The organism is Rhodovulum euryhalinum (genome assembly GCF_004342445.1).
In the GTDB taxonomy this organism is placed as follows: Bacteria; Pseudomonadota; Alphaproteobacteria; order Rhodobacterales; family Rhodobacteraceae; genus Rhodovulum; species Rhodovulum euryhalinum.
On record NZ_SLWW01000016.1, the window covers coordinates 15,239 to 41,123 of the forward strand.

Below are 25,885 nucleotides of genomic sequence, written 5' to 3' on the forward strand. Positions count from 1 at the left end.
CGAGATTGACGTTACGCCGCGTAAACACGATGATCAAAGTCGCGTCGAATCGCGGGCAAGTGCCTTAGATTCGGCCGAATTTGCCGATACTCCCCGAGGGGTTGCCGCGTGATTCGATGACGATGCGACGCAATGGCCACGCCGGAACGACCTTTACCGGGCGGATCTGGAAGGGGTCCACAATGCGGATCGCCGATGTGGCGGGCGGTTCCTTTCGGGAAGTCTACAGGAATTGCATGTTGAAACGATCGAGGGCCGTGAAATGAACCTCGTGGCCAGGCGTGGCGATGCCGCGGACGAGAACGAGGTTCCGTTCGAGATCGACGAGATATTCTATTCGCGGACCGATTCACGGGGCGTGATCGTGGCGGGCAATTCGGTGTTCCGGCGCGTCTCGGGATATGACTGGCCGCGGCTGATCGGCGCGCCGCACAAGATCGTGCGCCACCCCGACATGCCAAAGGCGGTGTTCTGGCTGCTGTGGGAGACGATCCGCGCCGGACAGCCGGTGGGTGCCTATGTCAAGAACCGCGCGCAGGACGGGCGCCATTACTGGGTCTTCGCCGTGGTGATGCCGATGCAGGACGGGTTCCTGTCGGTGCGCATCAAGCCGAGCAGCCCGATCTTCGAGCGCATCCGCGAGGAATACGCGGCGCTGCGCCAGCGCGAGCTGGACGAGGATCTTTCGCCCCAAGCCAGCGCGCAGATCCTGCTTGCGCAGCTGGGCGAGCTTGGCTTCGGCAGCTATTCCGATTTCATGGCGCAGGCCCTGGGCCGCGAGATCGCCGCGCGGTCCGAGGTATCCGGGACGCGGGGCATGGGCGGGCTGCGCGACCTTGAAACGGTCGGCCAGAACCTGACATCCGCGGCGGTGGAGCAGCAGGCGCTTGGCCGCACCTATCGCGACCTTCAGTCGATCCCGACGAATATCCGCATCTTCGCGAACCGGGTCGAGCCCGCGGGCGGCCCGCTGACCGCGATCGCCGAGAACTACCGGACCGCATCCCAGGAAATCTTCGATCGGCTGCGGGCCTTTGCCGGGCAGGATGGCAATCTCTGCGAACGCATGTCCCGCGTGGTGAGCGACGGGATGTTCCTGCTGGGATGCGCCGAGGTCCAGTCCGAACTGGTGCGCCAGTTCGGGATCGAGGGCAATTCCGTTGGCCCGAACGACAAGGCGGCCGAGATGGCGCTTCTGAGCACCAAGGAGGCAGCATGCGCCGCCCGCGCCCGGGCGGGCCTGGCCGAGGCGATGCGGGTCGCCCACACCTTGTCGCAGACCTGCCAGGAGATCCGCCGGATCGTGCTGGGCCTCGACTCGATCCGGGTCATGGGCCAGGTCGAATGTGCGCGGCTGCGCGACAACGGAACCGGCCTTGTTGCCGCGATCGACGAGCTTGACCATTTTCACAGCGAGATCAAGGCGCGGCTGGACACGATCGCCAAGCTGTCCGATCAGATCCATGGCGGCGCCGGACGGTTCCTGGAACGGCTGTCCGCCTGACCGCGGCCGGCCCAGCCGGCGCTAGAGCGCAATGTCGAGGCTGACCGGGAAATGGTCCGAGGCGGCCAGCAGCGCCTCGCGCAGTTCGGGCACGCGGTAGAGGCCGGGGTCATCGAACGGGTGCCAGATGCGCCAGCGCGGGCCGAGCGCGCAAAGATCGGACGAGACCATCACGTAGTCGAGCAGCGCCGAAAGATAGCGCCCCTCGGTCGCAATGAAGAAGCGTGCGGTCGCGGGCTGGGCGGCAAACAGCCCCTGCAGCGCCTGCCTTGCATGGGGGTCATGCAGCCGCATCCCGGGCGGCGCGTCCAGCCCCATCACGATCTCGACCCCCGACCGGCCGAACAGTTTCTCGTATTCGTCAAGCCCGGGGCCGTCGTTGAAATCGCCGAGCACGATCAGGGGGTCGCTTGCGGCCAGATGCGCCTCGATCCGCTGGCGCAACCAGATGCATTGCGCCAACTGCTTGCGGCGGTTCTCGATCGAGATGCGGATGACCTCTTCGGGCGTGGTGGCGCCGTGGGGGGCCTTGGACTTGACGTGCACTCCGATCATGCGGAAGGCGAAACCGCCCGCGGTCCGGACCGCCAGTTCCAGCGGCGGCTTGGAAAACCGGATCAGTTCGGGCGCGGCATCCACGTCGACATCAAGCCGGAACACCCCGTCGAAGCGCGGCGCGCCGGTAGCCCCCTTCTTGCCGGTCGGATCGCCCTGCGGGTCGTGGCGGGCCGTCAGCCGGTCGGGGTCGTAGAGCAGCGCGATTTCCTGCTGGGTGTCGTTCGGAAAGCCGGTGAGGGCACGCCGTGCGCGCAGGTCCATCACACGGGCGAAGGTTTCAAGCGCCGTGGCGGTCGTGCGGCGGCCGTTATGGTCGGGGGCCTCGATGATCATCACCGCGTCGGCGTCGAGCGCAGTGAAGACGATGCCCAGCGCCTCGATCTGGGCGTGGCGGGTGACGTCCTGCCGGCCCGAAGGGTTGTCGTCGTCCAGCAGGTTGCCCGCATCGTCGAACAGGCTGTTGAACCATTCGACGTTGTAGGTCGCGATCCTCATGCGGCGCGCTCGGCGACGATCTGTTCCCAGGCGGCGTTGACCGCGATCAGCCGTTTCTCGGCCAGCCGGATCGCCTCTTCCGGCACGCCGCGGGCCTGCATCCGGTCGGGATGGGTCTCGCGCACCTCGGCCCGCCAGACCTTGCGGATGGTGTCCAGATCGTCGCCGGGCTCGACCCCCAGCACGGTATAGGGATCGGGCGCTGCGTCGGGCACGAAGCGGGCGCGGAGTGTACGGAACTGCCGCTCGGTCAGGCCGAAGATCTCGGCCACGCGTGCGAGGAAGGCATCCTCGGCCGGATGATAATCGCCATCTGCCAGCGCGATGAAGAACAGCCCTTCCATCAGGTCGCAGAGCGGGGCGCCCTCGCCCCGGAACATGCCAGCGATGCGCCCGGCATACTCCTCGAAGCCAGCCACATCCTGCCGGGCCAGGTCGAAGACGCGGGCGGCGTTCGATTCCTCGGCGCGGGGGATGGTGAACACCTCGCGGAAGGCGGCGACCTCGTTGCGCGTCACCCGGCCGTCGGCCTTGGCCATCTTGGCGCCCAGCGCGATCACCGCGATGGTGAAGGCAACCGTGCGTTCGGGTGGCGTGCGCAGCCGGTCGAAGACGACGGCCAGGCTTTCCCCCGTGGCGAGGGCCGATACGGCGGCGGCGATGCGGGACCAGAGCGACATGGCCCGATCCTAGCCCGCGGCGGGACCGGTGTCAGGTGCGGCGGAAAGCACCTTCTGCATCAGCACGAGATCGAGCCAGCGCCCGGCCTTGCGCCCCACCTGCGGCAGGCGCGCGAGTTGGGCATAGCCGATCGCGGCGTGAAAGGCGACGCCGTCCGGGTTGGCGGCGCTGACCCCCGCGATCATGCAATGGACACCGGCCGCGGCGGCATGGGTCTCCAGCCGGGCCATCAGCGCGCGGCCAAGCCCCCTGCCCCGGCCTTCGGGCGCCAGAAGGATCGTGTGCTCCATGCTATGGGCATAGCCCACGCCCGTGCGGAACTGACCATAGGTGGCAAAGCCGAGGGTCGCGCCACCCTCGACCGCCACCAGAAAGCCATGCCCGGCCATGGCCCGCGACTCGACCAGGGCGGCAACCTCGGCGGGGGTCTTCTCGGCGGAATTGAAGGTGACGAAGGTGTCGCGGATGAACGGGTTCCAGATCGCCGCGAGGGCAGAGGCATCCGCGGGGGTGGCGGGGCGGATCATCATTCCAGCACCCGCCGTCCCGAGGGCGTGTCGATCAGCGCGCGCAGCGCGGGCGCGGGGCCCTGGTGCAGCGCGATCAGCGGCTCGCCGATCAGGCCGGTCAGGGCCTGGCGCAGCGCGTCCGCGCGCGGATGGACCAGTTCGAGCCCCGCGAGGCGGCAACCAGTCTCGGGCAACAGCGCCGCCGGATGCGCGCGGCCCTGCCACGCGATCAGCGCCGGAAAGAGCCCGTCAAAGGGCAGGCGCCCGTCCTCGGGCACGGCCATCCGCCAGCGCAGATCGCCGCGTGCCAGATCCATCGGAACGCCCGCGCCGGGCGGCGCAAGGGCGAGGGCGGCATCCAGATCGTCGCACCGCGCGATCCAGGTGGTCAGCCGGGGCGGCCCGGCGAACCGGTCGAGATCGAACCAGCGCGGCCGGCCGGGTGCGGGGGCCGCGGGGTCGATCGCGATCACCTCGAGATAGAGGCCAGGCCCCAGCCGCAAGAGCCGGTTGTGGGTACCCATCGCCGGATGCTTGCCGCCGGGAGAAAGACGCACCTCAAGCCGGTCCTCGACCGCGGCGACGCCCGCTTCGAGGGTCTGGGCCGAAACGGCAAGATGATCGAGCGTCAGCATGGCCTGCGGCCCTCCTCCGGGTCATCGTCGATGGCATGACATCCCCGGCGGGGCCGGGCAGGCAATGGCGCGAAAGGCCCGTGACGCTGCGTCACGGGCCTCCGGGACAGGACCGGTCCGGCCCGGCGGCGTCGCGTCAGGCCCGGGCCTCGCGGATCAGGCGCAGGATGTCGTTGGCGGCGGCGGGAATGTTCGTCCCCGGCCCGAAGATCGCCTTGACACCAGCGGCCTTGAGGAACTCGTAATCCTGCTGCGGGATCACGCCCCCGCAGATCACGATGATGTCCTCGGCGCCCTGCGCCCTCAGCGCCTCGATCAGCTTGGGCGCCAGCGTCTTGTGCCCGGCGGCCAGCGAGGAAACGCCGATCACGTGCACGTCGTTGTCGATGGCGTCGCGCGCGGCCTCTTCGGGGGTCTGGAACAGCGTGCCCACATCGACGTCGAAGCCGATATCGGCAAAGGCCGTGGCGATCACCTTGGCGCCGCGATCATGGCCGTCCTGGCCCATCTTGACCACCAGCATCCGCGGGCGGCGCCCCTCTTCCTCGGCGAAATCCTCGACCGCCTTCTGGATCGCGGCAAAGCCCTCGTCGCCCTCGTAGGCCGCGCCGTAGACGCCCGACAGGGTCTTGACCTCGGCCCGGTGCCGTCCGAACACCTTTTCCATTGCCATGCTGATCTCTCCCACGGTTGCCCGCGCCCGGGCGGCCTCGACCGCGAGGCGCAACAAGTTCCCTTCTCCGCTGGAAGCGGCCTGTTCCAGCGCGGCGAGCGCGGCGTCGCAGGCCGCTTGGTCGCGGCTTGCGCGGATCGTGGCCAGCCGGGCGATCTGGCTGTCGCGCACCTTGACGTTGTCGATGTCGAGGATGTCGATCGGGTCTTCCTTGGCGAGGCGGAACTTGTTGACCCCCACCAGGACCTCTTCGCCGCGGTCGACAGCGGCCTGCCACCTGGCGGCGGCCTCTTCGATCCGAAGCTTGGGCATGCCGCTGGCCACCGCCTTGGTCATGCCGCCCATCTGGTCGACTTCCTCGATCAGCTTCCACGCGGCCTCGGCCAGGTCGGCGGTCAGCTTCTCGACGTAGTAGGACCCCGCCAGCGGATCGACGACCTTGGTCACCTTGGTCTCGTTCTGCAGGATCAGCTGGGTGTTGCGCGCGATCCGGGCCGAGAATTCGGTGGGCAGCGCGATCGCCTCGTCGAAGCTGTTGGTGTGCAGCGACTGGGTGCCGCCGAGCACCGCGCTCATCGCCTCATACGCCGTGCGCACGATGTTGTTGTAGGGGTCCTGCTCCTGCAACGACACACCCGAGGTCTGGCAATGGGTGCGCAGCATCAGAGAGCCGGGGTTCTTCGGCTCGAACTCCGACATGATGCGGTGCCACAGGAAGCGCGCGGCGCGGAGCTTGGCGATTTCCATGAAGAAGTTGGTGCCGATGGCGAAGAAGAACGACAGCCGCCCGGCAAAGGCGTCCACATCCAGCCCGCGCGCCAGCGCCGTCTTCACGTATTCCTTGCCGTCGGCCAGCGTGAAGGCCAGTTCCTGCACCAGGTTCGCGCCGGCCTCCTGCATGTGGTAGCCCGAGATCGAGATCGAGTTGAACCTGGGCATGTCGGTCGAGGTGTATTCGATGATGTCGGCCACGATCCGCATCGAGGGTTCGGGCGGATAGATATAGGTGTTCCGCACCATGAACTCTTTCAGGATGTCGTTCTGGATGGTGCCCGAGAGCAGCGCCCGGTCGACGCCCTGTTCCTCGCCCGCGACGATGAAGCTGGCCAGAACCGGGATCACCGCGCCGTTCATCGTCATCGAGACCGAGACCTGATCCAGCGGGATGCCGTCGAAGAGGATCTTCATGTCCTCGACGCTGTCGATCGCCACGCCCGCCTTACCCACGTCACCCACCACGCGCGGATGGTCGCTGTCATAACCGCGGTGGGTGGCGAGGTCGAAGGCAACGGACACGCCCTGCTGCCCGGCGGCCAGCGCCTTGCGGTAGAAGGCGTTACTCTCCTCGGCGGTGGAAAAGCCCGCATATTGCCGGATCGTCCAGGGCCGGCCGGCATACATCGTCGCGCGCACACCGCGGGTGAACGGCGCCTCGCCGGGGACGGATCCCATATGCGGCAGGTCAGCGATGTCGTCCTCGGTATAAAGCGGCTTGACGGCGATGCCCTCGGGCGAGTCCCAGGTCAGATCCTCCAGGCTGCGGCCCTTCAGTTCCTTGGCGGCCCTTTCGGCCCAGCGCGCGGTCTTGTCCGTCATCGGATCGTCCTTCTTTCCCGTTTCATCCCCGCGCATCCCGCACGGGTTCAATCTTCGCTTTCCGCTCCGAGGCGCCTATATGTGTCGCGTCAGGAGGGTTCATGAAATACCGTCTCGCATCCTTGGCCCTGGCGGCCATCACCGTCCTTGCCCTGCCCTCCGGCGCGGTCGAGGAGGCCTCGGCACTGGCACGCTGGCAGGAGGACCACAAGGTCGTGCTGGATGCGCGCGATGTCACGCTGGCAGAGTTCCAGTGGATCGCGCGGCCGGTCGTGGTGTTTGCCGACAGCCCGGCCGATCCGCGATTCCGCGAGCAGATGGAGTACCTGACCGCCCGGATGGACGAGCTGGCACTGCGCGACGTGGTGGTGATCGTCGACACCGACCCCGCCGCCAGAACCGAGTTGCGCCTCGCATTACGGCCACGGGGCTTCATGCTGGCGATCCTCGGCAAGGACGGCCGCGTGAACCTGCGCAAGCCGGCACCCTGGGACGTGCGCGAGATCTCGCGCTCGATCGACAAGATGCCGCTGCGGCAGCAGGAGATCCGCGACCGGCACGGCGCCCCGCCCGGCTGAGACCCGGCCACCCCGGCAGAGAGCCGGGGCGCGGGATGCGGGAGCGGGGCGTGGATCATTCGAACTCCATGATCACTTCGTCGACGGCGAGACTGTCGCCGGGCCCGGCCTTGATGCTCGCGACGATGCCCTTCTTCTCGGCGCGCAGGATGTTCTGCATCTTCATCGCCTCGACCACGCAGAGCGCCTGGCCTTCCTGCACCTCCTGCCCCTCTTCCACATCGATGGTCACGATCAGCCCGGGCATCGGGCAGAGCAGGAATTTCGACGTGTCGGGGGGCAGCTTCTCGGGCATCAGGGCGGCCAGTTCCGCCTGGCGGGGGGTGTAGACCGCCACCTTGATGTCGGCGCCGCGGGTGCGGATGCGGTAGCCGTTAGGCGACTTGCCGACCTTGAGAACCAGCGGTTCGCCATCGATCTCGAGCCGGGCCAGCGACTGGCCGGGCGTCCAGTCCGAGGTGACGCGATGGGAATCGCCCTCGGCAAAGCGGATGGTCGAACCCTGGCGGTCGGCATCGATGGCGATGCGGAACCGCTCGCCCTGGACCACGACCACCCACTCGGTGCCGACGGTGCGTTCGTGGTTGTCCATCGTGCCCGAGATCCGCGCGCGCCGGATCTCGGCCACGCGGAACATCGCGGCCGCGGCCGCCGCCACGCGGCGCAGTTCTTCCTTCGGCAGGCTCACGCCGCCGAAACCGTCGGGATATTCCTCGGCGATGAAGGCGGTGGTGATGTTGCCCGAACAGAACCGCGGGTGATCCATCACCGCCGAAAGGAACGGCAGGTTGTGGCCGATGCCCTCGACCTCGAAGGCGTCGAGCGCGGTGCGCATCTCTTCGATGGCCTGGTCGCGGGTCGGCGCCCAGGTGCAGAGCTTGGCGATCATCGGGTCGTAGTACATGCTGATCTCGCCGCCCTCGTAGACGCCGGTATCGTTGCGCACCACGGCCGCGTCATGCGCCGATTCCGCCGGGGGCCGATAGCGCGTCAGCCGCCCGATCGAGGGCAGGAAGTTGCGGTAGGGATCTTCGGCGTAAAGCCGGCTTTCCATGGCCCAGCCATTCAGCTTCACATCCGTCTGGCCGAAGGACAGCTTTTCGCCCGCCGCCACGCGGATCATCTGTTCGACAAGGTCGATGCCGGTGATCAGTTCGGTGACCGGATGTTCCACCTGAAGCCGGGTGTTCATTTCCAGGAAATAGAAGTTCCGGTCGCCGTCGACGATGAATTCGACGGTCCCCGCGCTGGTGTAGCCCACCGCGCGGGCCAGCGCGCAGGCCTGTTCGCCCATCGCGCGGCGGGTAGCGGCGTCGAGGAAGGGGCTCGGCGCCTCTTCGATGACCTTCTGATTGCGGCGCTGGATCGAACATTCCCGCTCGCCCAGGTAAAGACAGGTGCCGTGGGTGTCGGCCAGCACCTGAATCTCGATATGGCGCGGCTGGGTGACGAATTTCTCGATGAATATGCGGTCATCGCCAAAACTGTTGGCGGCCTCGTTCTTCGACGACTGGAAGCCCTCGCGCGCCTCCTGATCGGACCAGGCGATGCGCATGCCCTTGCCGCCGCCACCGGCGGATGCCTTGATCATCACCGGATAGCCGATCTGCTGGCTGATCTTGACCGCCTCGTCGGCATCCGCGATCAGCCCCATGTAGCCCGGCACGGTCGAAACACCGGCCTCGGCGGCCAGCTTCTTGGACGTGATCTTGTCGCCCATCGCCTCGATCGCGCTGGCGGGCGGGCCGATGAAGGCGACACCGGCCTTTTCGAGCGCCTCGGCGAAGAGCCTGTTCTCGGACAGGAAGCCATAGCCGGGATGCACGGCCTGCGCGCCGCTTTGGCGGATCGCCTCCATGATCCTGTCGATCACGATGTAGGACTGGTTCGCGGGCGGCGGTCCGATATGGATCGCCTCGTCTGCCATCGAGACATGCAGCGCGTGGCGATCCGCGTCGGAATAGACGGCCACCGTCTTGATGCCCATCTTGCGGGCGGTCTTGATGACCCGGCAGGCGATCTCCCCCCGGTTCGCGATCAGGATCTTGTCGAACATCTACGTCCTTTCCAGCCATCGGCCGGGCGGCGTCCGCCCCGGCATTCGAAAAAACAAGGGCCACCGGGGCGCGCAGCCCAGATGACCCTTTCACATCGTGTCGCGGCAGGTCCGAAGACCCGCCGGATCAGATCAGTTGCACACGCCCGCGTCGTCGCACAGCGCGCCCGCGGCCGCCCCGGCCGCGGCCCCCGCGAGGGGATTGACGTCGAGCACTTCGGCCACGACTGCGCCGCCCAATGCGCCGACAGCCGCCCGCTCCTGATCGCGGGACATGTTGCACGCGGAAAGCGCGACGATTGCGGCCAATGCCGCCAGAACCTTGAGATTAAGCATCCTACTCCGCCTCCGATGGGTTTGTCATTGCGACGCGATATTACAGTGAAGACCGCCAGCACAAAGCGGAAATCGCGGTCGCAGGCGGCGCGTCGCCGCAGTCCCGGAAAAGGGGTGGGCCTGACCCAAGAATATGGATCAGGCCCGGGGGTTGGGGAAGGGTAACGGTAGTACCAAACGCGGGGGCGAAGGGGTATCGCCTGATCGCGTCCAAAGTCAGGATTCCAGACTTGCGGGAAAAAGAAAAGCCCACAACGGAGAGGCGAGTTGATTTTGGCTGATTCCCGCCCATCTGCCAGGCGGCTGAGCAAGTTCATGCCGATCGTCCCCTGCCGATGATCGAAGGGAAAGCAACGCGGGCGCGGTCGACATCTATCCGGAGCAGCGCCTCGTAGCTTTCGGGGTCGAAGGGATCCTCGGCGGGGACAACCTCGCGGCCGAAGAACCACGAAAGCCGTCCCGCATCCAGGTTGCCCCGCTCGAACGGTTCGTCGCCGAAATGCTCCCACAGCGCGGCAAGGAATCCCTCGTCGGCGCGCCGGTCCGCGGGACGGCGGTCGGCGAAGCGTTCGCGCGCGATCAGCCGGACGGCGCCGTCCTTGTTGGCGCGGCGGATGGTGAACTGGAAATCTGTGCCGGGAAGGCGGCCGGGAAAGCCCCTGTGCTTCAGCATCGCGCAGCCTCCCGGACCAGGGGTCGCGCAGGGGGATTCGGGGCGGGCCAAGCCCGCCCCGAGACCATGTCAGTACTTGGTGGACGTCGGCTCGGCCACGACGGGCTGTTCGACGTACACGACTTCCTCTTGCTGGGCACAGGCCGCAGCAAACGCCACGACGGACAGCGCCACGAGGGCCTTGATGCTCTTGGACATCCGGAACTCCCTAATATTGCGGGGGTCGGTTGAAGACCTGCCCCGATCACGTTGAAGGTCACGCTTTCGCGACCAGCCAGAATCATAGACCAATCCAGATGCTTTGCACATGCCGCGCAAGCGGATGCTGCGGGATGTGACTCAAAAAGCGCAGCTTTCCGCCCGCCTTCGAATCGGCGTGCAAGGTGTTGCGGCATCGTCAGAAACCCTCCCACACACAGCGGCCATCCTCGGGGCGGAAGGCCTCGAAGAACTGGGTGGCCTCGGGCGCGGGCGCGCCGAAGTCCACCGGGCGGTCCATCAGCGTGATGACGACCTGCGCGATCTTGGGCCCGATCTCGGCAAGCCGCGGCAGGGCGTAGGTCTCGCACAGGTATTCCATGTCGCCCGCGGCCAGTTCGAACGGCATCGCGCCCCCCTCGCGGGCGATCTGCGGCGCGAGGAACCGGAAGCGCAGGGTCAATCCCTCGGGACCCGGCTCGCCAGTGATCGTGTCATGGTGGGTGACCGGCTGGCCCGAGGGCACGTCGATCAGCCCCTGCGCCGAAAGGGAGGATGCGGCCAATGCCAGCGCCAGCACATGGGACACGCATCCCGCCGCCTTTCCCCACCGGGAAAAGGGCGCGACAGGGCGCGAGACGCCTTGGGTCATCTGGAAATCGGGCATCGGGCCACCTCCGTCGCCGGCCGGCGCCGTGGGCACCGGCCGATCCTGGGCCTAGAGCGGGATGTTGTCGTGCTTCTTCCAGGGCATCGGGCGCTTCTTGTTGCGCAACGCCGCGAAGGCGCGGCAGACGCGGCGGCGGGTCGAACGGGGCTGGATCACCTCGTCGATGAAGCCGCGCTCGGCCGCCACGAACGGGTTGGCAAAGCGGTCCTCGTAATCCTTGGTGCGGCGCGCGATCTTGTCGGCATCACCCAGTTCCGAGCGATAGAGGATCTCGGTCGCGCCCTTGGCGCCCATCACCGCGATTTCCGAGGTCGGCCAAGCATAGTTGATGTCGCCCCTGAGATGCTTGGAACTCATCACGACATAGGCGCCGCCATAGGCCTTGCGGGTGATCACAGTCACCTTCGGCACGGTGGCCTCGCCATAGGCGAACAGCAGCTTGGCGCCGTGCTTGATGACGCCGTCATATTCCTGCTTGGTGCCGGGCAGGAAGCCGGGGACGTCGACGAAGGTCAGGATCGGGATGTCGAAGCAGTCGCAGAACCGCACGAAGCGGGCGGCCTTGCGTGCGCTGTCGATGTCCAGCACGCCCGCCAGCACCATCGGCTGGTTCGCCACCACGCCCACCGAGCGGCCTTCGAGCCGGATGAAGCCGGTGATGATGTTCTTGGCAAATTCTTCCTGGATCTCGTAGAAATCGCCCTCGTCCGCGACCTTGAGGATCAGCTCCTTCATGTCGTAGGGCTGGTTCGGGTTGTCGGGGATCAGCGTGTCCAGGCTGGCATCGACACGCTCGGGGTCGTCGAAGAACGGGCGCACGGGCGGGGCCTGGCGGTTGTTCAGCGGCAGGAAATCGACCAGCCGGCGCACCTCGTAAAGCGCCTCGACATCGTTCTCGAAGGCGCCGTCGGCGACCGAGCTCTTCTTCGTGTGGGTGGAGGCCCCGCCCAGTTCCTCGGCGGTGACGACCTCGTTGGTCACGGTCTTCACCACGTCGGGGCCGGTGACGAACATGTACGAGGAATCGCGCACCATGAAGATGAAGTCGGTCATCGCCGGCGAATAGACCGCCCCGCCCGCGCAAGGCCCCATGATGACGCTGATCTGCGGCACCACGCCCGAGGCCTCGATGTTGCGCTGGAACACCTCGCCATAACCCGCAAGGCTGTCGACGCCTTCCTGGATGCGGGCTCCGCCCGAATCGTTGATGCCGATCACGGGGGCACCGTTCTGCATCGCCATATCCATGATCTTGCAGATCTTCTGGGCATGGGTAGCCGAGACCGACCCGCCCAGCACGGTGAAGTCCTGGGAAAAGACGTAGACCTGGCGGCCGTTGACGGTGCCCCAGCCGGTGATGACGCCATCACCGTAGGGGCGGTTTTCTTCCATTCCGAAATCGGTGCAGCGATGGGCCATGAACATGTCGAACTCTTCGAACGAGCCCTCGTCGAGCAACAGGTCGATACGCTCGCGCGCGGTCAGCTTGCCCTTGTGGTGCTGGCCCGCGACCCGTTTCTCGCCGCCCCCCTGACGGGCGATGTCACGGCGGCGTTCAAGCTCGTTCAGGATGTCTTTCATCAGCACTGGACCCCTTGCGGAAATTTGCGGCAACCTAGCGATACCGGGTCGGGGTTCAAAGCCCAATTCGGTTAATTTGCAAACTATTGACAGGGTGTGTTCCGCAAATTGCAAACCTGCAAACTCCGGCGGCGTGATTTCGCCCATTCGCAAGGGCGGACCTCGGCCGGGTTTTGACCGGATGGACAAATTATTGACCAGGGCGTAATCCGAAACCATGTCCACGCGACCCGAGGTGCGGTTTCTCGACCGTACGACCCCGCCCCACATCCTGACACTCGTGCTGCTCGCGGGGCTACCGGCGCTGTCGATGAACATCTTCCTGCCGTCGCTGCCGATCATGGCCGAGCATTTCGGGACCGACTACCGGCTGATGCAACTGTCGGTGGCGCTGTACCTGGCGGTGAACGCGGTGCTTCAACTGGCGATCGGCCCGATTTCGGATCGTTACGGGCGGCGCCCGGTGCTGCTGGTCTCGACGGCGCTGTTCCTGATGGCAACGCTTGGCTGCATCCTTGCCCCCAATGCCACACTGTTTCTTGCGTTCCGCATGGCGCAGGCGGTGATCGTGACCGGCATGGTACTGTCGCGCGCGGTGGTGCGCGACATGGTCGAGGACGCGCAGGCCGCCTCGATGATCGGCTATGTCACCATGGGCATGGCGCTGGTGCCGATGGTCGGCCCGGCGGTGGGCGGCCTGCTGGACGAGGCGTTCGGGTGGCAGGCAAGCTTTGGCGCACTGCTGCTTTGCGGCGCGCTGGTTCTGGCGCTGATCTGGGCGGATCTGGGCGAAACGGCGACATTCCGCAAGGTCAGCCTGGCTGGCCAGTTCCGCGAATATCCCGAGCTTCTGCGCTCGCGCCGGTTCTGGGGCTATGCGCTGGCCGCCAGCTTTGCCTCCGGCGCATTCTTCGCTTATCTGGGCGGCGCGCCCTTCGTGGGTTCCGAGGTGTTCGGCCTGCCGCCCGCGGCGCTTGGCCTTTATTTCGGGATCGCGGCGCTTGGCTACATGGGCGGGAACTACCTGTCCGGGCGGTATTCGGTGCGGGTCGGGATCAACGGGATGATCCTGTACGGCACCCTGGTCGCGGGCTCCGCGCCGCTGGTGTCCATGGCGCTGTTCGCGCTCGGGGCGACACATCCGCTGGCCTTCTTCGGGGTGATGGCGCTGGTCGGGCTTGGCAACGGGATGACGCTGCCGAACGCGACCGCGGGCATGCTGTCGGTGCGCCCGCACCTGGCGGGCACGGCCAGCGGGCTGGGCGGCGCGATCATGATCGGCGGCGGCGCGGGGCTGTCGGCACTGGCAGGCGCGCTGCTGGTTCCAGGCACCGGGGCCTGGCCGCTTCTGGGGATCATGCTCACAACCTCGCTGCTGGCGGTTCTTTCGGTGCTCTATGTGCGCCGGATCGACCGGCTGGAGGGGCCGCTGGACGCCACCCCACCCCCCAAGTCACGCCCTCCGCGGCTCTGACCCGGACTTGCGCGACCAGTTTGCAAACGATACGGGACGCATTGCGAACCTGCAAATCAGACGGATACCGCCGATGACCACGCGCAAACTCTATGCTGGCGTGAAACTGCGTGAAACCCGCGCCCGGCTGGGGCTGACGCAGAAGGATTTCGCGGCGCGGCTAGGGGTCTCGCTGCCCTATCTGAACCAGATGGAGAACAACAACCGGCCGGTGTCGTCCACGGTGCTGCTGGCGCTGGCTTCGGAGTTCGGTTTCGACGTTACGGAACTGTCCTCGGGCGATGCCGAACGGCTGATCTCGGACATGCGCGAGGCGCTGGCCGACCCGGTTTTCGGCGAACTGGCCCCGCCGCTGGCGGATCTGCGGCTGGCCGCGTCGAATGCACCGGCACTGGCGCGCGCCTTCCTGGAACTGCACCGCGCCTATCGCCAAAGCCACGAAAGGCTGGCCTCGCTGGACGAGGCGTTGGGGCGCGAGGACTCGGCGCTGCACCCCTCACCCTGGGAAGAGGTGCGTGATTTCTTTCACTATTGCGATAATTACATTGATGCAGTGGACCGCGCCGCGGAACGCTTTGCCCGCGCGGGCGCCGGGCCGGACGACCCCGAACGGCGTGCCGCCGATGCCTTGGAAGCGGCCGGCATCACCCTGAAATCCGAAGATATTCCCGGGGTGCGGACCTATGACATGCAGAGCCGCACGCTGATCCTTTCGGCCCGGCTGACCGGCGCCACCCGGCGTTTCCAGCTGTTGCATCAGCTTGCACTTGTAACACAATACCAGCTTCTGGAGGCGACGCTGGATCTGGCCCGGTTCCAGAGCCCCGAGGCGCGCGACATCGCGCGGATCGGAATGGCGAACTATTTCGCCGGGGCCGCGCTGCTGCCCTATACGCGCTTTCTCGACGCGGCGCAGGACACACGGCACGACCTGGAATTGCTGGCCGACCGGTTCGGCGCCTCGGTCGAGCAGGTGGCGCATCGGCTGTCCACGCTGCAACGGCCCGGCGCCAAGGGGTTGCCGTTCTTCTTCGTTCGGGTCGACCAGGCGGGGACGATCACCAAGCGCCACTCGGCAACGCGGCTGCAATTCGCGCGCTTCGGCGGGGCCTGTCCGCTGTGGAACGTCTACCGCGCCTTCGAGACGCCGGGGCGGTTCCGGCGGCAACTGGCCGAGACGCCGGACGGGGTACGCTATTTCTGCCTCGCCTGCGACGTGACCAAGCCGGGCGGCGCGTGGGGGGCGCCGGTGCGCCGATTCGCGATCGGGCTTGGCTGCGAGATCCGGCATGCCGACCGGCTGGTCTATGCCGACGACCTGGACCTGACGAATTCCGCCGCGTTCGAGCCGATCGGCATCTCCTGCCGGATCTGCGAGCGGCGCAATTGCCACCAGCGCGCGGTTCCGCCGCTGGAACGCCGGCTCAGCGTCGATCCCAACCGGCGCGGCGTCCTGCCTTACGAGGTCGCGGAATAGCTTTGACGATTCCCCTGCGCGGCCCGTAAATGAGGGCGGGAAGAACAGGGAGGAATTCATGGAACTCACGGGCAGCCGCATCATTGCGGCCGACCGGGCGGTGGTGTGGGAACGCCTGACCGATCCGGACACGTTGAAGGCCTGCATCCCAGGCTGCGAGGAACTAGACGGCAGTATCGCGGACGGGTTCGAGGCTATGGTCAAACAGAAGATCGGCCCGGTCAAGGCGACCTTCAAGGGCGCCGTCACGGTGTCGGACCTGGTGGAAGAGCAGAGCTACAAGATCTCGGGCGAGGGCAAGGGCGGCGTCGCGGGCTTTGCCAAGGGGCGCGCGGATGTGCGGCTGCAGGATGCCGAAGACGGCGGCACGGAACTGATCTACGATGTCCATGCCGAAGTGGGCGGCAAGCTCGCGCAACTCGGCTCGCGGCTGATCCACGGCACGGCGCGGCGGCTGGCCGACCAGTTCTTCGACAATTTCACGGCCGCCGTCGAAGGCCCCGCCGAGGAACGGCAAAGCGAGGCCGCCGAAAGCTGAAGGCTGCGCGTCAGGCGGCGGCGGTGCGCAGGATGCGGGCGATCTCGTCCTTGAGATGCATCCGCGTCTTGCGCATTTCGTTCAGGTGCAGATCGTCGGTCGGCTCGATATCGGTCTCGGCCCGGTGCACGGCGCCGTTGATGTCGTGATATTCGTCGAAGAGGCGCGCGAAATGGGCGTCCTTCGCCTTGAGCTCGTGCATCATGTCCGCCTGGTCGGGGAACTCCTCGGCAAGCTCGTGCGGCGTGTGGGACATTCCCGTCTCCTTTTCCAGTTATGTTCGGATCGACCGTAGGAACCCTGCGGATCGGCTGTCCTTGACCCCGATCAAACCCGGACGGGTTCAGACGCCAAGCGCCTCGCCATGGGTCAGAAGGATCGGCACGACCAGATCCTCTTCGTCGACCAGGTGGCGGTAGAGGAACCGGCCGAACCCGGCGAGTGTCCCGTCAAGCATCCCGGCGCTGTCCCGCAGGTCGGCCGGCTGTGCACGGATCAGCCGCCGGGTCGCCTCGGCGAGGCCGTGCAGGTGCCCGTCGAGCGCATGGTGGTCACCATCGAGGATATCGAAGCCGCGCGCAAGGCGGGGCTCCGCCGCGACGAGGCGGGGGAAATAATGCTTATCCTCGATCTGGTGATGGCCGTGCAATTCGCCCAGCAGGATCTGCGCATAGCGCGCTGTGTTGCGAACCGCCCGGTCGGGCGCGGCGCTTCGGTCGAGGATTGCCCGGCTTTCGAGCCCGATCCGGTCGATGAGCATGCGGAACATCAGATGCCGCTCCAGCCAGAACCGGGTCAGGCCGTCGTACTGCGCATGGCTTTGCCACAGATCGCGCGGGTGTTCGTCAAGCAGCACCCGCAGCGCATCGGGCAGGCCCGCGCGGGTTTCGAGTGTCAGGGCATCGGTCATGTTGCGTGAGCTAGGCGGGCGGCGCCGGACGGCAAGGCGGCATCACAGCTTGGTCGCGTCGGGCGGCGGGGTGATGGTCCGGCGATTGAGCACTGCCTCACGCCAGGTGATGAAGACGACAGCCCCCACGATCATCGCGCCGCCGGCGATTACCCAGCCGTCCACCGACTCGCCGAACACCAGCCAGCCGAGGAGCGCGGCCCAGACCAGCTGCAGGAAGCTGACAGGCTGGGTCACGGTCAGCGGCGCCGCGCGGAAGGCAAGCGTCATTGTATAGTGCCCGGCAGTGGCGAAGGCCGCGACGAGAAACAGCCAGAACACCTGCGAGAGTGTCGGGGTGACCCATACCGCGACAGCGAGGGGGGCAAGCGCGATCGTCACCGAGACCGACAGCATCGCGACGACCACCGCCGCCGAGTCACGCTCGCTCAGCCGCTTGGCCATCAGATAGGAGGCGCCGAAGAAAAGCGCGGTGAACAGCATCGCGAGATGGCCGTCCGACACCTCGCGGAAGCCGGGGCGCAGAATCACCAGCACGCCCAGAAACGCCACCACGATGGCAAGGACGCGGCGGGCGGCAAGCCTTTCGCCGAAGACAAGCGCCGCACCGATCGTCACGTAGACAGGGTTGAGATAGTTCATCGCGGTGACCTCGGCGATCGGGATGCGGGTCATCGCGTAGAACCAGCAGATCACCCCCAGCGCATGCGCGAGCCCGCGCCAGGCGTAGAGCCTCAGCGCGGCCCGGCCGATCCCGGCACGGACCAAGGGGCCCAGCATTGGCGCCAGGAAAACAAGCCCGAGCACATAGCGCAGAAAGGCGGCCTGCGCGGCGGGCATGCCGGTTCCGACATGCTTGACCAGCGCCGTGACCGCCACGAAATTCGCGCCGGTCAACAGCATCCACAGAACTCCCGCGAGGGGCCTGTGACCCCGGGATGCGTCCGCGCCGTGCACCATGGCGCGACTTCACCCCAACCATGCCGCCAAGGCAAGGGGGCGCCCGCCCCGTGGATCCGTTCCCTCGGCATTAGCGCGCCGCAGGCTGCGTCAACGCCGTGTTAACATCTCGTTTGCCATATTGGATCGGAATGCGGGGCGTCATCCGCGACCATGGGGCATCCGATGAAAGAAACCTGGCATCCGCCGGCCCGCGCGTGGGAAGAGGACGATCTGCTTCAGACCACCCCGCGCTTCGTGCTGGTGCGGGCCGCACCCACAGTGCGCCGTTTGCTCGCCCTGTTCTCGTTCCTGCTGGCCGCGGTGCCGGCCGTCGGTCTGGTCGCCGACATTCCCATCCTGTTCCGCCCGGCGCCCGGCGACAGGGGAATCGACGCGCTGACGCTGGGCGCACTGGCAGCACTCGCGCTGGCGGTGATGATCCAGCGCCCGTTTGCCCGCAGCGGGCCTGTCGAGCGGGGCCTGCTGGTGCTGGCAGGGGGGATCGCGATCGGCCAGCTTCTCGGGCTGTTCCAGACCGTGCCCCATGACGCGGGGCCGACCGGCGAAAGCGCAGCGATCGGGATTCTGGCGCTGACCAGCGCACTTTCGCTGCGGCGCAGGCGCCCGGCCTGGCCCGCGATGCTGCTGGCCGGGACGGCGGGCATGATCTGCCTGACGGCTTTCCTTGGCTATGCGATGGGAATCGGCCGGCTGCAGGGGGCGCTGTCGCCCTTCGCCATGCTGATCATGGGGCCCCTGGTGCTGGCCGCGCAGATCAGCCAGGCCCGGCGCCCGGCCCTGCGCGCGCTGTTCCGCGACGACCGGCTGACCCGGGTGTTGCGGTTCGAACTGGCGCTTGCGGCACTGGTGCCGACGAGCCTGGCCATCGCCATCTTCCGGTTCGAGCAGTCTGGCGCCAGCGCCGCCGACGCCTTCTTTACCCAGGCGATGATCCTGTTCTGCTGCACGGGCGTGCTGGTGACGGGGCGGATGCGCGACCGGCTGGAGCGCGAACGCCGCGAGCTGTCGCGCGAGTTGCAGCGCGCCTCGCTGATCGACCCGTTGACCGGCCTCGCCAACCGGCGCGGCACGCTGATGATGGCCAGCCACGCGATCCACGCCGCAGAGCGCAACGGGCGCCCGGTCTCGATGGTGATCTGCGACCTTGACCATTTCAAGGCGGTGAACGACCGGCTGGGCCACGGCGTCGGCGACCGGGCGCTGCAGACCGCGGCGATGCTGCTGGCCGGCCGGCTGCGGATGTCGGACATCGCCGGGCGTTGGGGCGGCGAAGAGTTCCTGTTCGTCCTGCCCGACACGCCGCTTGCGGGCGCCGAGGCGGTCGCCGAGATCTTGCGCCACGCGCTTGGGGAAGAGCTTCGGATCATGCCCTCGGGCGACATCGGCACCGGCCCCGGCGGCAAGGCGCTGACCGCCTCTTTCGGGTGCGCCGCGCTTGACACCTCGCGGCCCGACGGGTTCGAACGCGCGCTCGACGCGGCCGACCGGGCGCTTTACGCGGCCAAGCGCAGCGGGCGGAACCGGGTGGAAAGCGCGCCTTTGCCGATGGCCGGGGTCGGCTGAAGCCCGCGCCTAAAGCTGGGCCAGAACCTCGTCGGTCGCCTCGAAATTCGTGGTCACGCGCTGCACGTCGTCGTCATCCTCGAGCGCATCGACAAGCTTCATCAGCTTCTGCATGCCGTCGAGATCCAGTTCCGTCGTGGTGCCGGGCTGCCAGATCAGCTTGGTCGACTCGCTCTCGCCCAGGGTCGCCTCGAGCGCCGCGGCCACCTCGCCGAGATCAGTATCGGCGCAATAGATCACGTGCCCCTCCTCGGAGCTTTCCACGTCCTCGGCACCCGCCTCGATCGCGGCCATCATCACGCTGTCGCCATCGCCCACGCCGGCGGCATAGCGAATCTCGCCCTTGCGCTCGAACATGAAGGCGACCGAGCCGGTCTCGCCCAGGTTGCCGCCATACTTGGTGAAGATCGACCGCACGTTGGACGCCGTACGGTTGCGGTTGTCGGTCATCGCCTCGACGATCACCGCGACGCCGTCCGGGCCGTAGCCCTCGTAGCGGATTTCCTCGTAGGCCTCGCCCTCGCCGCCGATCGCCTTCTTGATCGCGCGCTCGATATTGTCCTTGGGCATGGACTGCGACTTGGCTTCCTTGATCGCCAGCCGCAGCCGGGGGTTCTTGTCGGGATCCGGGTCACCCATCTTGGCCGCGACGGTGATCTCCTTGCTGAACTTGGAGAACAGCTTCGAGCGAACCGAATCCTGACGGTTCTTGCGATGCTGGATGTTCGCCCATTTCGAATGGCCTGCCATGGAACCCCTCTGCGAAGGCTGAATTCGTCGGAACGCTCTATAGGCCACCCGGGGTCGTGGCCGCAAGGCCGGGTGGCCGCGACAGCGCGGCCGGGACCTAGCGCCCGGCAATCACGGCGGCGGCGGCCTCCAGCCCGCCCGGCCCATGCGGCAGGTCCAGCGCGAGGAGCCCCGCCTCGATCGAGCCAAGCGCGCCCAGAACCATATGGGCGTTCACATGGCCCATATGGGCGATGCGGAAAAAGCCGTGCCAGGCCGGATCGCCCGGCGCCGCCATGCCAAGGCCGATCCCGAGGGTGACCCCCGCCGTGTCGGCCAGCCATTCGCGCAGGGCGGTGGCGTTCGGCGGCACGATCCGGACCGAGGTCACGGCGTGGCTGCGATGGTCCGGGGCGGTCACGTTCAGTTCGATCGAGCCCGCGCGCCCCCAGGTGTCGAACGCCGCCCAGACCGCGCGGGCCAGCCGCGCGTGACGCGCCCAGGCGGCCTCGATCCCCTCTTCGTGCACCAGCATGTCCAGCGCGGCCCGGAGCCCGAACAGGTGGTGCGTGGGCGCGGTGCCCCAGAAATACTGGTAGAATTCCTCGGGGTCGGCGCGCATCCGCCAATCCCAGTAGCGCGTCACCAGATCGGCGCACACCCTCGCCGCCTCGGCCCGCTCGTTGAAAAAGACGAAGCCCAGGCCCGGCGGCACCATCAGCCCCTTCTGGCAGGCAGAAATCATCACGTCGGCACCCCATTCGTCCATCTCGAACCGGTCGCAGGCCAGCGAGGCGATGCAGTCGACCATCAAGAGCGCCGGGTGCCCTGCCGCATCCAGCGCCGCGCGCACCGCAGCCACGTCATTCCGGACGCTGGTCGCGGTGTCGACATGGACCAGCGTCACCGCGCGGATCGCGTGGGCGCGGTCCTCGGCCAGCCGCGCGGCCACGCGGTCGGGATCGACGGGCGAACGCTTGCCGAAATCGAGAACCTCGACATCGACGCCCATCGCCTCTGCGGTCTCGGCCCAGCCGTGGCCGAACCGGCCGGTGGCCAGCGCCAGCATCCGGTCGCCGCGCGACAGGGTATTGGCGATCGACGCCTCCCAGACGCCGTGGCCGTTCGAGATATACATTGCCACCTTGTGCCGGGTGCGGGCCACCGCGCGCAGGTCGGGCAGAAGGCCCGCCAGCAGGTCCACCATCGCGCCGCCGTGGATTTCGGGCGCGGGGCGGTGCATCGCCTGCAGCACCCGGTCGGGGATGACCGAGGGGCCGGGAATCGCAAGATAGGGGCGGCCGTGGGACAGGGGCATGCGGGCACTCCGAAAGCGTTCGCGCCCGTGTTAGGTCCGGGCACCGGGGGCGTCAATCGCTTGTCAGCGCGCGGCTTTCGGGCTAAGCCCGGCGCGACAGGCCGCCCGACCGGCGCGCCGCCCGCCAACAGCCCCGGCCCAGCGCCCTTGGACAGATCCCCCCCCATACCGGCGCCGGACGCGCCCCCCCGGACCCCCGGCGAGGTGCAGGGCGACTATCGCTCATCGCGGCTTTTCGGGCGGCTCTGGCGCGGCTACCTGCGCCGGCACAGCGGCCGGATGGCTCTGGCCTTCGCCCTGCTGACCATCGAGGGCAGCACGCTGGGCCTGCTGAGCTGGATGCTCAAACCGCTGTTCGACCGGGTCTTCGTCGGCGGCGAGGGCGATCTTGTTCTGTGGGTGGGGCTCGGCATCTTCGGGCTGTTCGTGATCCGGGCGCTGACCTCGATCGCCAACCAGACGCTGCTGACCAGCGTGGCGATGAAAAGCTCGACGGCGATGCAGGTGGACCTTGTGCGCCACCTGTTGCGGCTTGACGGGCAGTTCTTTCAGGACAACCCGCCCGGCGCGCTGATCGAGCGGGTGCAGGGCGACACCCAGGTGGTGCAGCAGATCTGGACCACCGTGATCGTCGCCATGGGGCGCGACATCATCTCGCTGATCGCGCTGTTCTTCGTCGCGATCTCGGTCGCGCCGACCTGGACGGCGATGGCGGTGGTGGGCGTGCCGCTGCTGATCCTGCCCACCGCGCTTGCCCAGCGCTATATCCGGCGCAAGGCGATGCGGATGCGCGAACAGGCGGGCGACCGGACCACCAGGCTGGACGAGATCTTTCACGGCATGGTGCCGATCAAGCTGAACCGGATGGAGGAGTATCAGCTTGGCCGGTTCGACCGGATCGTGCACGCGATCGCTGCGGCACAGGTCAAGATCCGCGCGATCCAGTCCACGGTGCCGGCGATGATCGACATCGTGACCGGGCTTGGCTTCTTTCTCGTGCTGCTGGTGGGCGGGCGCGAGATTCTGGCGGGCGAGCGCACGGTGGGCGAGTTCATGAGCTTCTTCACCGCGATGGCGCTGACCTTCCAGCCCTTGCGCCGGCTCGGCAATGTCTCGGGCACCTGGCAGACTGCGGCGGCCAGCCTGGAACGGCTGTACCGGCTGTTCGACATGCCGCCGCGGATCGTGTCGCCCGCCCGTCCCCTGCCCCGCCGCGACGCGGACTCGACCGAACTGGTGATGCGCGACGTGAGCTTCGCCTATGGCGACGCGCCGGTGCTGCGCGGGCTGAACCTGGTGGCACGGGCGGGCGAGGTGACCGCACTGGTCGGGCCGTCGGGGGCGGGCAAGACCACCGTCTTCGGCCTGCTGACCCGGCTGATCGACCCGCAGTCGGGAGAGATCACGCTGGGGGGCACGCCGGTCGGCCGGATGGACCTGGCCGAGTTGCGCGGCCTGTTCTCGGTGGTCTCGCAGGAAGCGGCACTGTTCGACGAGACGATCCGCGAGAACATCGTGCTTGGCGGTGCGGTCGACGAGACGCGCCTGGCCGAGGTGCTGCGATCCGCCCATGTCGCCGATTTCCTGCCGAACCTGCCCCGGGGACTGGACAGCGCGGCCGGGCCGCGCGGCTCGAACCTGTCGGGCGGCCAGCGCCAGCGGGTGGCGATCGCACGCGCGCTGTTGCGCGACGCCCCGATCCTGTTGATGGACGAGGCGACCTCGGCGCTGGATGCGCAGTCCGAGCAACTGGTGCAGCAGGCCCTGGCACGGCTTTCGCAAGGGCGCACCACGCTGGTAATCGCCCATCGGCTGGCGACGGTGCGCAATGCCGACCGGATCCTCGTGATGGACAGGGGCCGGGTGGTCGAGGAGGGCACCCATGACACGTTGCTGGCCGGGGGCGGGCTGTATGCCAGCCTCTACCGGCTGCAATTCGCCTCGGAGGGATGACAGCTTCGCCCTATATCCTGGTAAGGACCCAATGAAGGAGGACAGCCATGCAGGGCGAAGCCGCCAGCGACCGAACGGTTCTGAAGATCACCGGCGAGGATAGGGAACATTTCCTGCAAGGTCTGGTGACCAATGATGTCCGCGGGATCGACGGACGGCTGGTCTATGCCGCTCTGTTGACACCCCAAGGCAAGTATCTGGCCGATTTCTTCCTGACCGGCCATGGCGACGCAATCCTTGTCGACGTCGAAACCGGCCTTGCCGAGGCCCTGATCCGGCGGCTGTCGATGTACAAGCTGCGCGCGAAGGTGGCCATCGAACCCGCCGGGCTGCACGTGCTGCGCGGTCTTGGCGAACCGCCTGCGGACGCGCTGCCCGACCCGCGCGACCCGGCGCTTGGCTGGCGGGCCTATGCCGCCGAACCCGGGCGCGAGGGCACGACCGACTGGGACGCGATAAGGGTGGCGCATTGCATCCCCGAGACCGGCATCGAGCTGATCCCGGACGAGACCTACATCCTGGAGGCCGGGTTCGACCGCTTGCACGGCGTCGATTTCCGCAAGGGCTGCTATGTCGGCCAGGAGGTCACCGCCCGGATGAAGCACAAGACCGAGCTCAAGAAAGGGCTCGCGACGGTGCGGATCAAGGGCGCGGCACCGGTGGGAACGCCGATCCTGGCGGGGGACAAGCCCGCGGGGGTTCTGTTCAGCCAGTCGGGCGGGCAGGCGATTGCCTATCTGCGATTTGACCGCACGGCCGGGCCGATGCACGCAGGCGCGGCAATCCTGACGCTGGACGATGGCTGACCGGGCGGCGATAGAGGCGCTTTTGGGCGCACCGGTCGCCGGGATGGCGCCGCTTCATGGCGGTGACCTGTCCGAAGTGGTGCGGGTGACGATGGCGGATGGCGGCAGGGTCGTTGCCAAGACCGGGCCGATGGTGGCACGCGAGGCGCGGATGCTGGCGGCGATGGCACGGGCGGGTGTGCCCTGCCCGGCCGTTATCGCGGTCGCGGACGATCTGCTGGTGATGGCACATCTCGACGAGACGCGGGCCAGGGCCGCAGGCTGGGCCGCGCTGGGCATCGCCTTGGCGCGGCTGCATGCGGTCGAGGGCACGGCCTACGGCTGGGACGAGGATTACGCCTTCGGTGCCGCGGCGCTGCCCAATGCGGCTTGCGGCGATTGGCCGGAATTCTGGGCCGCGCGGCGGCTGCTGGCCTGGCCCGAGGCCCTGCCTGCCGACATCGCCGCACGCGTGGACCGGCTGGCCGCCCGCCTGCCTGACCTTCTGCCCCGCCGCCCGCCTTGCGCGCTGCTGCATGGCGACCTGTGGGCGGGTAACGTGCTGTTCACCGCTGGCGGCGCGGCGCTGATCGACCCGGCCTGCTATCACGGGCATGCCGAGGTGGATCTTGCCATGCTGCACCTCTTCGGCCGGCCAGGCCCGGACTTTGCCGCCGCCTACGGACCGCCCGAGACAGGCTGGAAGGACCGGCGGGGAGTCTACCAGCTCTGGCCCGCGCTGGTGCATCTGCGGCTGTTCGGCGGAGGCTATCGGGGGATGGCCGAGGCGTGCCTTGCCACCGTGGGGGCCTGACCTCGAAACGGGTAGCCCTGCCCCTTGCCGGTGCCGCGCCCGGTCAGGCGCGTTCGGAATATTCCATCGTGTCGGTGTTCACGACAATCTCTTCGCCGGGGCCGACGAACGGCGGCACCATGATGCGCACGCCATTGTCCAGCACAGCGGGCTTGAAGCTGTTGGCCGCGGTCTGGCCCTTGACCACCGGCTCGGTCTCGACGATCCGGCAGGTGACTTTCGGCGGCAGCGTGGCGTTCAGCGCCTCGGCTTCGTGGTACTCGACCACCACGGTCATCCCGTCCTGCAGGAAGGGCCGGCGCTCCCCCAGGATGTCGGCCGGCAGTTCGATCTGTTCGTAGGTCTCGGTATCCATGAAGACCAGCTTGCCATCGGTCTCGTAGAGGAACTGCTGGTCCTTGTTCTCCAGCCGCACCCGCTCGACCTTGTCGGCACTGCGGAAGCGCTCGTTCAGCTTGGTGCCGGTGCGCAGGTTCTTCATCTCGACCTGGGCGAACGCGCCACCCTTGCCGGGCTTGACATGGTCCACCTTCACGACGGACCACAATCCTCCATCATGCTCGAGGAAGAACCCGGGACGGATTTCGTTACCGTTGATCTTGGGCATGGGAGATCCGT

At 67.5% G+C, this 25,885-nt stretch carries 26 protein-coding genes; 9 read left to right on the forward strand and 17 right to left on the reverse strand.

Going from position 1 to position 25,885, the window contains the following annotated elements; genetic code table 11:
- Positions 1-262 precede the first annotated feature (262 nt).
- The gene (locus EV655_RS16235; RefSeq protein WP_132546409.1) at positions 263-1,504 is read left to right on the forward strand and encodes a PAS domain-containing protein; all 1,242 of its coding nucleotides are present in this window, start codon (positions 263-265) and stop codon (positions 1,502-1,504) included.
- A 21-nt stretch (positions 1,505-1,525) separates the two neighbouring features.
- Here the strand turns inward: EV655_RS16235 and EV655_RS16240 are convergent, their stop codons facing one another.
- The 5 genes from EV655_RS16240 to scpA form a co-directional block, all read right to left on the reverse strand.
- Entirely contained in the window at positions 1,526-2,557 is a 1,032-nt protein-coding gene (locus EV655_RS16240) for an endonuclease/exonuclease/phosphatase family protein (protein ID WP_132546410.1), read from the reverse strand.
- The gene (locus tag EV655_RS16245; protein ID WP_132546411.1) at positions 2,554-3,237 is read right to left on the reverse strand and encodes a molecular chaperone DjiA; all 684 of its coding nucleotides are present in this window, start codon (positions 3,235-3,237) and stop codon (positions 2,554-2,556) included. Before EV655_RS16245 ends, EV655_RS16240 begins: the two co-directional genes overlap by 4 nt.
- 9 nt (positions 3,238-3,246) lie before the next feature.
- Positions 3,247-3,765 (reverse strand): GNAT family N-acetyltransferase, encoded by a 519-nt coding sequence (locus tag EV655_RS16250; RefSeq protein WP_132546412.1) that lies wholly within the window; start codon positions 3,763-3,765, stop codon positions 3,247-3,249.
- Positions 3,765-4,382 carry a VOC family protein gene (locus EV655_RS16255; protein ID WP_132546413.1) on the reverse strand — a complete coding sequence of 206 codons (618 nt, stop codon included), beginning with the start codon at positions 4,380-4,382 and terminating at the stop codon, positions 3,765-3,767. The genes EV655_RS16250 and EV655_RS16255 overlap by 1 nt, the downstream gene beginning before the upstream one ends.
- 136 nt (positions 4,383-4,518) lie before the next feature.
- Entirely contained in the window at positions 4,519-6,651 is a 2,133-nt protein-coding gene (scpA, locus tag EV655_RS16260; protein ID WP_132546414.1) for a methylmalonyl-CoA mutase, read from the reverse strand.
- 101 nt (positions 6,652-6,752) lie between these two features.
- On the opposite strand from scpA, the gene EV655_RS16265 reads away from it, so the two are divergent.
- Positions 6,753-7,229, forward strand: a complete 477-nt coding sequence (locus tag EV655_RS16265; RefSeq protein ID WP_132546415.1) for a DUF4174 domain-containing protein — start codon at positions 6,753-6,755, stop codon at positions 7,227-7,229.
- A gap of 55 nt (positions 7,230-7,284) precedes the next feature.
- Here the strand turns inward: EV655_RS16265 and EV655_RS16270 are convergent, their stop codons facing one another.
- The 6 genes from EV655_RS16270 to EV655_RS16290 all read right to left on the reverse strand — a co-directional run bounded on the left by EV655_RS16270 (position 7,285) and on the right by EV655_RS16290 (position 12,743).
- On the reverse strand, positions 7,285-9,285 hold the full coding sequence (locus tag EV655_RS16270; RefSeq protein WP_132546416.1) for an acetyl-CoA carboxylase biotin carboxylase subunit: 2,001 nt from the start codon (positions 9,283-9,285) through the stop codon (positions 7,285-7,287).
- A gap of 132 nt (positions 9,286-9,417) precedes the next feature.
- Positions 9,418-9,621, reverse strand: coding sequence for a hypothetical protein (locus EV655_RS16275; RefSeq protein WP_132546417.1), 204 nt, complete (start codon positions 9,619-9,621; stop codon positions 9,418-9,420).
- Between the two features lie 313 nt (positions 9,622-9,934).
- Positions 9,935-10,294 carry a hypothetical protein gene (locus EV655_RS16280; RefSeq protein WP_132546418.1) on the reverse strand — a complete coding sequence of 120 codons (360 nt, stop codon included), beginning with the start codon at positions 10,292-10,294 and terminating at the stop codon, positions 9,935-9,937.
- Between the two features lie 69 nt (positions 10,295-10,363).
- Entirely contained in the window at positions 10,364-10,492 is a 129-nt protein-coding gene (locus EV655_RS19045) for a hypothetical protein (RefSeq protein WP_279389348.1), read from the reverse strand.
- 199 nt (positions 10,493-10,691) lie between these two features.
- Positions 10,692-11,159, reverse strand: a complete 468-nt coding sequence (locus EV655_RS16285) for a DUF6497 family protein (RefSeq protein WP_243645112.1) — start codon at positions 11,157-11,159, stop codon at positions 10,692-10,694.
- A gap of 51 nt (positions 11,160-11,210) precedes the next feature.
- Positions 11,211-12,743, reverse strand: coding sequence for an acyl-CoA carboxylase subunit beta (locus EV655_RS16290; RefSeq protein ID WP_132546419.1), 1,533 nt, complete (start codon positions 12,741-12,743; stop codon positions 11,211-11,213).
- Between the two features lie 217 nt (positions 12,744-12,960).
- Here EV655_RS16290 and EV655_RS16295 point away from each other — a divergent pair, with 217 nt between their 5' ends.
- The 3 genes from EV655_RS16295 to EV655_RS16305 all read left to right on the forward strand — a co-directional run bounded on the left by EV655_RS16295 (position 12,961) and on the right by EV655_RS16305 (position 16,232).
- A complete protein-coding gene (locus EV655_RS16295) occupies positions 12,961-14,217 on the forward strand; it encodes a multidrug effflux MFS transporter (protein ID WP_132546420.1) in 1,257 nt (418 codons plus the stop codon).
- Between the two features lie 73 nt (positions 14,218-14,290).
- Entirely contained in the window at positions 14,291-15,694 is a 1,404-nt protein-coding gene (locus EV655_RS16300) for a helix-turn-helix domain-containing protein (protein ID WP_132546421.1), read from the forward strand.
- A 58-nt stretch (positions 15,695-15,752) separates the two neighbouring features.
- Complete coding sequence (locus tag EV655_RS16305; protein WP_132546422.1) at positions 15,753-16,232, forward strand: SRPBCC family protein; 480 nt, start codon at positions 15,753-15,755, stop codon at positions 16,230-16,232.
- A gap of 10 nt (positions 16,233-16,242) precedes the next feature.
- Here the strand turns inward: EV655_RS16305 and EV655_RS16310 are convergent, their stop codons facing one another.
- The 3 genes from EV655_RS16310 to EV655_RS16320 all read right to left on the reverse strand — a co-directional run bounded on the left by EV655_RS16310 (position 16,243) and on the right by EV655_RS16320 (position 18,102).
- Complete coding sequence (locus EV655_RS16310; RefSeq protein ID WP_132546423.1) at positions 16,243-16,488, reverse strand: HP1242/YdcH family protein; 246 nt, start codon at positions 16,486-16,488, stop codon at positions 16,243-16,245.
- Between the two features lie 87 nt (positions 16,489-16,575).
- Positions 16,576-17,142 (reverse strand): hemerythrin domain-containing protein, encoded by a 567-nt coding sequence (locus EV655_RS16315; RefSeq protein ID WP_132546424.1) that lies wholly within the window; start codon positions 17,140-17,142, stop codon positions 16,576-16,578.
- A gap of 42 nt (positions 17,143-17,184) precedes the next feature.
- Positions 17,185-18,102, reverse strand: coding sequence for a DMT family transporter (locus tag EV655_RS16320; RefSeq protein WP_132546425.1), 918 nt, complete (start codon positions 18,100-18,102; stop codon positions 17,185-17,187).
- A 165-nt stretch (positions 18,103-18,267) separates the two neighbouring features.
- Here EV655_RS16320 and EV655_RS16325 point away from each other — a divergent pair, with 165 nt between their 5' ends.
- Positions 18,268-19,668, forward strand: a complete 1,401-nt coding sequence (locus EV655_RS16325) for a GGDEF domain-containing protein (protein ID WP_165905379.1) — start codon at positions 18,268-18,270, stop codon at positions 19,666-19,668.
- Positions 19,669-19,677: 9 nt separating this feature from the next.
- On the opposite strand, the gene EV655_RS16330 is transcribed toward EV655_RS16325, so the two are convergent.
- Positions 19,678-20,418, reverse strand: coding sequence for a YebC/PmpR family DNA-binding transcriptional regulator (locus tag EV655_RS16330; RefSeq protein WP_132546427.1), 741 nt, complete (start codon positions 20,416-20,418; stop codon positions 19,678-19,680).
- Between the two features lie 97 nt (positions 20,419-20,515).
- On the reverse strand, positions 20,516-21,715 hold the full coding sequence (locus EV655_RS16335) for a pyridoxal-phosphate-dependent aminotransferase family protein (RefSeq protein ID WP_132546428.1): 1,200 nt from the start codon (positions 21,713-21,715) through the stop codon (positions 20,516-20,518).
- 279 nt (positions 21,716-21,994) lie between these two features.
- Here EV655_RS16335 and EV655_RS16340 point away from each other — a divergent pair, with 279 nt between their 5' ends.
- From EV655_RS16340 to EV655_RS16350, 3 genes are read left to right on the forward strand one after another with little or no spacing between them, the layout of a single operon-like run.
- Positions 21,995-23,668 carry an ABC transporter ATP-binding protein gene (locus EV655_RS16340; RefSeq protein WP_243645115.1) on the forward strand — a complete coding sequence of 558 codons (1,674 nt, stop codon included), beginning with the start codon at positions 21,995-21,997 and terminating at the stop codon, positions 23,666-23,668.
- 47 nt (positions 23,669-23,715) lie between these two features.
- Positions 23,716-24,474: a CAF17-like 4Fe-4S cluster assembly/insertion protein YgfZ gene (gene ygfZ, locus EV655_RS16345; protein ID WP_132546429.1), complete on the forward strand. Its 759-nt coding sequence runs from the start codon at positions 23,716-23,718 to the stop codon at positions 24,472-24,474.
- Positions 24,467-25,267, forward strand: coding sequence for a fructosamine kinase family protein (locus tag EV655_RS16350; RefSeq protein ID WP_132546430.1), 801 nt, complete (start codon positions 24,467-24,469; stop codon positions 25,265-25,267). Before ygfZ ends, EV655_RS16350 begins: the two co-directional genes overlap by 8 nt.
- A 43-nt stretch (positions 25,268-25,310) precedes the next feature.
- Here EV655_RS16350 and efp read toward each other — a convergent pair whose 3' ends face one another.
- Positions 25,311-25,874 (reverse strand): elongation factor P, encoded by a 564-nt coding sequence (efp, locus tag EV655_RS16355; RefSeq protein ID WP_132546431.1) that lies wholly within the window; start codon positions 25,872-25,874, stop codon positions 25,311-25,313.
- Positions 25,875-25,885 lie beyond the last annotated feature (11 nt).

Excerpts from the sequence above, each read along its gene's own strand:
- EV655_RS16235 (WP_132546409.1), top strand. The coding sequence starts at position 263 with ATGAACCTCGTGGCCAGGCGTGGCGATGCCGCGGACGAGAACGAGGTT.
- EV655_RS16240 (WP_132546410.1), bottom strand. The coding sequence starts at position 2,557 with ATGAGGATCGCGACCTACAACGTCGAATGGTTCAACAGCCTGTTCGAC.
- EV655_RS16245 (WP_132546411.1), bottom strand. The coding sequence starts at position 3,237 with ATGTCGCTCTGGTCCCGCATCGCCGCCGCCGTATCGGCCCTCGCCACG.
- EV655_RS16250 (WP_132546412.1), bottom strand. The coding sequence starts at position 3,765 with ATGATCCGCCCCGCCACCCCCGCGGATGCCTCTGCCCTCGCGGCGATC.
- EV655_RS16255 (WP_132546413.1), bottom strand. The coding sequence starts at position 4,382 with ATGCTGACGCTCGATCATCTTGCCGTTTCGGCCCAGACCCTCGAAGCG.
- scpA (WP_132546414.1), bottom strand. The coding sequence starts at position 6,651 with ATGACGGACAAGACCGCGCGCTGGGCCGAAAGGGCCGCCAAGGAACTG.
- EV655_RS16265 (WP_132546415.1), top strand. The coding sequence starts at position 6,753 with ATGAAATACCGTCTCGCATCCTTGGCCCTGGCGGCCATCACCGTCCTT.
- EV655_RS16270 (WP_132546416.1), bottom strand. The coding sequence starts at position 9,285 with ATGTTCGACAAGATCCTGATCGCGAACCGGGGGGAGATCGCCTGCCGG.
- EV655_RS16275 (WP_132546417.1), bottom strand. The coding sequence starts at position 9,621 with ATGCTTAATCTCAAGGTTCTGGCGGCATTGGCCGCAATCGTCGCGCTT.
- EV655_RS16280 (WP_132546418.1), bottom strand. The coding sequence starts at position 10,294 with ATGCTGAAGCACAGGGGCTTTCCCGGCCGCCTTCCCGGCACAGATTTC.
- EV655_RS19045 (WP_279389348.1), bottom strand. The coding sequence starts at position 10,492 with ATGTCCAAGAGCATCAAGGCCCTCGTGGCGCTGTCCGTCGTGGCGTTT.
- EV655_RS16285 (WP_243645112.1), bottom strand. The coding sequence starts at position 11,159 with ATGCCCGATTTCCAGATGACCCAAGGCGTCTCGCGCCCTGTCGCGCCC.
- EV655_RS16290 (WP_132546419.1), bottom strand. The coding sequence starts at position 12,743 with ATGAAAGACATCCTGAACGAGCTTGAACGCCGCCGTGACATCGCCCGT.
- EV655_RS16295 (WP_132546420.1), top strand. The coding sequence starts at position 12,961 with ATGTCCACGCGACCCGAGGTGCGGTTTCTCGACCGTACGACCCCGCCC.
- EV655_RS16300 (WP_132546421.1), top strand. The coding sequence starts at position 14,291 with ATGACCACGCGCAAACTCTATGCTGGCGTGAAACTGCGTGAAACCCGC.
- EV655_RS16305 (WP_132546422.1), top strand. The coding sequence starts at position 15,753 with ATGGAACTCACGGGCAGCCGCATCATTGCGGCCGACCGGGCGGTGGTG.
- EV655_RS16310 (WP_132546423.1), bottom strand. The coding sequence starts at position 16,488 with ATGTCCCACACGCCGCACGAGCTTGCCGAGGAGTTCCCCGACCAGGCG.
- EV655_RS16315 (WP_132546424.1), bottom strand. The coding sequence starts at position 17,142 with ATGACCGATGCCCTGACACTCGAAACCCGCGCGGGCCTGCCCGATGCG.
- EV655_RS16320 (WP_132546425.1), bottom strand. The coding sequence starts at position 18,102 with ATGGTGCACGGCGCGGACGCATCCCGGGGTCACAGGCCCCTCGCGGGA.
- EV655_RS16325 (WP_165905379.1), top strand. The coding sequence starts at position 18,268 with ATGAAAGAAACCTGGCATCCGCCGGCCCGCGCGTGGGAAGAGGACGAT.
- EV655_RS16330 (WP_132546427.1), bottom strand. The coding sequence starts at position 20,418 with ATGGCAGGCCATTCGAAATGGGCGAACATCCAGCATCGCAAGAACCGT.
- EV655_RS16335 (WP_132546428.1), bottom strand. The coding sequence starts at position 21,715 with ATGCCCCTGTCCCACGGCCGCCCCTATCTTGCGATTCCCGGCCCCTCG.
- EV655_RS16340 (WP_243645115.1), top strand. The coding sequence starts at position 21,995 with ATGGCTCTGGCCTTCGCCCTGCTGACCATCGAGGGCAGCACGCTGGGC.
- ygfZ (WP_132546429.1), top strand. The coding sequence starts at position 23,716 with ATGCAGGGCGAAGCCGCCAGCGACCGAACGGTTCTGAAGATCACCGGC.
- EV655_RS16350 (WP_132546430.1), top strand. The coding sequence starts at position 24,467 with ATGGCTGACCGGGCGGCGATAGAGGCGCTTTTGGGCGCACCGGTCGCC.
- efp (WP_132546431.1), bottom strand. The coding sequence starts at position 25,874 with ATGCCCAAGATCAACGGTAACGAAATCCGTCCCGGGTTCTTCCTCGAG.